Source organism: Microcystis sp. M53603_WE2 (genome assembly GCF_030065435.1).
Genome location: NZ_JASJFF010000275.1, coordinates 1 through 5,645 on the forward strand (window position 1 = coordinate 1; position 5,645 = coordinate 5,645).

Below are 5,645 nucleotides of genomic sequence, written 5' to 3' on the forward strand. Positions count from 1 at the left end.
GCTCAGCATCCCTATAAAACTCAAATCTTGGACTTCCATTCCTGCAAAACCCAATGGGCAACTCGTTCACTCTATTTTGAGGGACAGAAGCGAAATCAATTCTGTATCCTACACTACCGTTTGAATTTGGAATTGCTGGAGCGACCCCGATAGATAATCGGTGATCTAGAAAAATTTTTGCTAGAATGCAATTTTACCAGTAAAATTGGGAACATTTAAGGGTAGTGGAGAGTTTAAGAATCGTCTATGACATTTTCTTCCAAGAAAACCCGTGCCGTTGCCCTACGCAATTACTTTTCCCCCTTTGGTAACAAGTTGGTGCAGTCGGGATATATCGGTGCCGACCAAATGCAACAAGCCCTAGTGGAAACACGGAAATCGGGACGATCGCTAGTAGAAATATTACAACAACTAACTGGGCGCCCTTTGCCCCCGGATTTGCAGCGACAGTACAAGAAAAATCAGTTATTTGAATTAAAAATTCTCTACGGAGTCGAATCGATCGACCCCGAATTAAGCGATGTGGATGGACTGGAAATAGCCCGATTGATCGATTCTTTGATTCCGATCGATCTTTGTCGTCGCTATCGTCTCATCCCCCTGCGAAAGATCGAAGGAGAGCCGGCTGCGATTTTGATAGCCATGGTCGATCCCGACAACCTCGAGGCTTCCGACGATATTAATCGTATTCTCCGCCCCAGGGAGTTAGGTTTACAGCGTTTGGTGATTACTAGCGAAGATTATGAAAGATTACTGGAAAAATTCCACTCGGCTCAATCGGAATTAGAACAGGAAAAAGCCCGACTGCAAAAAGAAAAAGAACTAGAAAAACTCTCGGATCTCACTGGTATTGTCAGCAATATTGAGGTGGCCTCTGGTGCGGCTAACGATGAAGTGGCCGATGATCTCGGAGAAGGGGAAGCTAATCAAGCTCCCGTCATCAACCTCGTCAATAAAATTATAGCTAAAGCCCTACAGGAAGGGACTTCCGATATTCACATCGAACCCCAAGAAGAATTCCTGAAAATTCGCTTTCGCAAAGATGGAGTTCTTCATCAAGCTTTTGAGCCACTGCCGAAAAGAATTACCCCGGCGGTTACAGCCCGTCTTAAAATCATGGCCGAGCTCGATATCGCCGAACGTCGTCTTCCCCAAGATGGTAAAATTCGGCGGATGTATCAAGGGCGGAAAGTGGATTTTCGGGTTAATACCCTGCCCAGTCGCTACGGGGAAAAAGTCTGTTTACGGATTCTCGATAACTCGGCCACCCAGTTGGGTTTAGATAAACTGATCACCGATCAAAAGACCCTGCAAATCGTCCGAGACATGGCCAGTCGTCCCTTTGGTCTGTTGCTGGTGACAGGCCCGACCGGTTCGGGGAAATCCACCACTCTATACTCGGTGTTAGCGGAAAGAAATCACCCCGGGGTCAATATTAGTACGGCCGAAGATCCGATCGAATATTCTCTACCAGGCATCACCCAGGTGCAGGTAATTCGCGAAAAAGGCATGGATTTCGCCTCGATTCTGCGGGCATTCATGCGACAAGACCCGGATGTGATTCTGGTGGGAGAAACTAGGGACAAGGAAACGGCCAAAACAGCGATCGAGGCCGCCCTAACCGGTCACTTGGTCCTAACTACCCTACACACCAACGATGCCGCAGGTGCGATCGCTCGTCTCGATGAGATGGGGGTTGAACCGTTTATGATTTCTGGTTCTCTCTTGGGAGTCTTGGCCCAGCGTCTCGTGCGGCGCGTCTGTAGCCAGTGTCGAGTCGCCTATCACCCCAGTCAAGAGGAATTAGCCCGTTTGGGTCTTTCCGCCGCCAATGAACGGGAAGTGACCTTTTATAAGGCTAATACCCTCACCCTTGAGGAAATTCAACAGGCGCGAAAACAGGGCAATCTCTGCCTTAAGTGTAGCGGCAGCGGTTATAAAGGTCGCATTGGTGTCTATGAGGTAATGCAGAATAGTGAACGACTACAGCAGTTAATTAACCAAGGGGCAACCACCGATCGCATTAAGGAGACGGCCGTCGATGAGGGCATGGTGACACTCCTAGCCTATAGTTTAAATCTGGTGCGCGAGGGTTACACCACCCTCGAAGAAGTGGAACGGGTGACATTTACCGATTCCGGTCTGGAAGCGGAACTAAAAGCCAAACGGAAAAGCGGTTTAATCTGTCGTGGTTGTCGCGCCGAACTACAACCAGAATGGCTCGATTGTCCCTATTGTATGACACCGCGATTTAGTGATTAAGACAGTTTTTCAGTTATCAGTTATGAGATTTGAGTTTTAAGTAAGGAGTATTAAGTGAGTAGTCTTAAATAGCACTTTCCCAATGTCTTTTCACTGGTTACTGTTCACTGATTTTACCTTAGAGATGGGGTTTAACTTATGGAATTAATGATCGAAGATTTAATGCAACAATTGGTCGAGATGGGCGGTTCTGATATGCACATTCAGTCTGGGGCACCAGTCTATTTTCGCATTAGTGGCAAACTGTCCCCGATTAATGAAGAATCTTTAACCCCGCAAGATTGTCAGAAATTGATTTTTAGTATGCTCAATAATACTCAAAGAAAAGAGTTAGAGCAGAATTGGGAATTAGACTGTTCCTACGGGGTGAAAGGATTAGCAAGATTTAGGGTCAATGTTTATAAAGAAAGGGGGGCTTATGCAGCTTGTTTACGGGCTTTGTCCTCTAAAATTCCTAACTTTGAACAATTAAATTTACCTAGAGTAGTACGGGAGTTATCGGAAAGACCGCGGGGATTAATTCTCGTAACTGGCCAAACAGGTTCGGGTAAAACTACCACTTTAGCGGCAATTTTAGACTTAATTAATCGGACTAGGTCTGAACATATTTTAACGGTAGAAGACCCAATTGAATACGTTTTTCCTAATATAAAAAGTCTGTTTCACCAACGACAAAAAGGAGAAGATACCAAGAGTTTTGCTAACGCTTTAAGAGCATCTTTACGGGAAGATCCTGATATTATCCTTGTGGGAGAAATGCGGGATTTAGAAACAATTAGTTTGGCAATCACGGCGGCAGAAACTGGTCACTTAGTCTTCGGAACCCTACACACTAGCTCGGCAGCGGGAACAGTGGATCGGATTATTGACGTTTTTCCTGCTAACCAACAGGCACAAATTCGCGCCATGTTATCCAATTCTTTACTAGCAGTTTTTAGTCAAAACCTAGTCAAGAAAAAAAATCCTAAACCGGGGGAATTTGGTCGGGCAATGGTACAGGAAATCATGGTGGTAACTCCAGCGATCGCTAATCTAATTCGGGAAGGAAAAGCCCCCCAAGTCTATTCAGCAATTCAAACGGGAATGAAGTTAGGAATGCAAACCATGGAACAGGGATTAGCTAATTTAGTTGTTAGGGGTGTTGTCTCTTTGGAAGAGGCCATTTCTAAAAGCGGTAAACCCGATGAATTACAACGTCTTATCGCCGGGGCCAGCGCTAACGCTAAAGCCCGGATTTAATCCTAAATCCTGTTTAAAAGGTATAGGAGAGTGGGAAGTTTTTTGCTGTAAACAGTGAACTGATAACTGATAACTGATAACTGATAACTGATAACTGATAACTGATAACTGATAACTGATAACTGATAACTGATATGTCCTATGCCTAATTTTGTCGCACAAGTTAAAAACGGCTCTGGAAAAGTTTTCCAAGAGAAAGTTGAGGCCATGTCTCCCGAACAGGCCCGGACGATGCTGAAGGCGAAATATGCCGCCGTCGGTAAAGTCAAAAAAGTGAGGGGAGAGATCGATCTTTCCGGTTTACAGTTGATGTTTGCCAGCATTTCCATCAAAGATAAAGCGGTTTTTTCCCGTCAATTTTCGGTAATGATTAATGCTGGTGTGGCGATTGTGAGATGTTTGGGAGTTTTGGGGGATCAATGCGGTAATCCCAAGATGAAAAAAGCTCTACAAGCGATTAGTGCTGAGGTACAGCAAGGGACTCCGTTATCGGAAGCGATGGCCAAACATCCCGAATGTTTTGATGAACTTTATGTCAGTATGATCGAAGCTGGAGAGACGGGGGGGGTACTCGATGAAGTGCTGAACCGTCTCTCGAAACTTTTGGAAGATATGGCCCGCTTGAAAAACCAGATTAAATCAGCGATGACCTATCCGGTAGCGGTGGGAATTTTGGCGGTAATTGTGTTTTTCGGGATGACAATTTTTTTAATTCCCGTGTTTGCGAAAATTTTCACCGATTTAAACGTGCCACTACCAGCTTTAACGCAATTTATGCTCTTTTTAAGTGGTGTGATGCGTAGTTGGTTGATTTTAATTCCGATTGTCACCATTGTTGCCACGGTTTTTTTACTGCGTCGCTATTACAAAACCCCGATGGGTCGTCTGCAAATTGACCATTTTTTCCTTAAAATGCCTCTTTTTGGTGATTTGAATGAAAAGTCGGCTGTGGCTAGATTTTGCCGGGTTTTTGGGACTCTGACGCGTTCTGGTGTCCCAATTTTAAGTTCCCTCGACATCGTTTGTAATACGGTGGGTAATCAGGTAATTGCCAATGCGATCGCTGGTGCCAAGGCGGAAATTCAGCAGGGGGGAATGATGAGTTTGGCCCTACAAAAAGCCAATGTTTTCCCAGCTTTGGCAATTCAAATGATTAGTATTGGGGAGGAAACGGGAGAATTAGATGCCATGATGATGAAAGTGGCGGATTTCTACGAAGATGAGGTGGAACAGGCCGTTAAAGCTTTAACCAGTATCATTGAACCCTTGATGATGGTTGGTGTTGCGGGGATGGTGGGAATTATTCTTTTGTCTATGTACTTGCCCATGTTTAAAATCTTCGATGCGTTGGGATAAGTTGAGCAGTGATCAGTGATCAGTGACTATTGCCGGTAGCTGGAAATCAGCAAGATTTGAATTTTCATCTCCTTTTATTTGATTAGGTGAATCTGTGTCTTACGAAACTTTATTAGCGGAATATAGCTGTCGTGAGGGGGCGATCGAATTATTGCGACAATATCGCCCCTATTTAGAGTTAATTCCTAGTATGCGTCGTCCTGAAGAGAGTTTAATTACTATTCCCTTGCCCTTGGTCAGAATTCGTCCATCTTCTGCCCTTGAATCTAGAAAGATGGTACAATTAGCTTGTGATTTGGCGATTCTGATGTGTGATCCGGAATGGAAAATTAAATTAGGTTCAGAAATCCTGATTTTTATCCATCGTCCGGGGGAAGATTTTTCTGATTTGTTGAAACGCTGGCGCGAAACCCAAATATGTTTAGATAAAGAATATGAATGGTTAATGCCCCCCAGAGAACAACATATGTTTAGTGAAGGTGCAGAAACAATTCATCCTTTATTTGTGGTTTTTGATCAAACGGCCGAGAGAATAAAAAAGGGTTTAAGAGGGGCTTTTTTACCGATGGTTGTTCAAAGTTATCGGCCAGCTTTGATTGATGATTGCTTAGAATTAGTCGATCAAGATTAGCTGACTCTCTTAAGTAGGGTCTGCTGAAAAAGTTTTTCGTGGGGACAGGGTGTGGGGTGTGGGGTGTAGGGTTTTAGCGATTTTGAGGGGGTCAATTACCTAATTTTCAGGAAAAAAGTCCAGTAATTTTCCCCCCGATCACTCCCAGATCTGGTAC

Annotated in this window: 4 protein-coding genes; all 4 read left to right on the forward strand. The window is 44.4% G+C overall.

The annotated features are described in order from the left end of the window. Positions 1-246 precede the first annotated feature (246 nt). The 4 genes from PX481_RS05980 to PX481_RS05995 all read left to right on the forward strand — a co-directional run bounded on the left by PX481_RS05980 (position 247) and on the right by PX481_RS05995 (position 5,488). On the forward strand, positions 247-2,262 hold the full coding sequence (locus PX481_RS05980; protein WP_288093979.1) for a GspE/PulE family protein: 2,016 nt from the start codon (positions 247-249) through the stop codon (positions 2,260-2,262). Between the two features lie 138 nt (positions 2,263-2,400). Then, positions 2,401-3,501 carry a type IV pilus twitching motility protein PilT gene (locus PX481_RS05985; RefSeq protein ID WP_002763113.1) on the forward strand — a complete coding sequence of 367 codons (1,101 nt, stop codon included), beginning with the start codon at positions 2,401-2,403 and terminating at the stop codon, positions 3,499-3,501. Between the two features lie 141 nt (positions 3,502-3,642). Then, positions 3,643-4,857, forward strand: coding sequence for a type II secretion system F family protein (locus tag PX481_RS05990; RefSeq protein WP_288093980.1), 1,215 nt, complete (start codon positions 3,643-3,645; stop codon positions 4,855-4,857). A 94-nt stretch (positions 4,858-4,951) separates the two neighbouring features. Further along, on the forward strand, positions 4,952-5,488 hold the full coding sequence (locus PX481_RS05995; RefSeq protein ID WP_002763116.1) for a hypothetical protein: 537 nt from the start codon (positions 4,952-4,954) through the stop codon (positions 5,486-5,488). Positions 5,489-5,645 lie beyond the last annotated feature (157 nt).

Bases quoted from the DNA above. Each gene is read 5' to 3' on its own strand.
- PX481_RS05980 (WP_288093979.1), top strand. From the start codon at position 247: ATGACATTTTCTTCCAAGAAAACCCGTGCCGTTGCCCTACGCAATTAC.
- PX481_RS05985 (WP_002763113.1), top strand. From the start codon at position 2,401: ATGGAATTAATGATCGAAGATTTAATGCAACAATTGGTCGAGATGGGC.
- PX481_RS05990 (WP_288093980.1), top strand. From the start codon at position 3,643: ATGCCTAATTTTGTCGCACAAGTTAAAAACGGCTCTGGAAAAGTTTTC.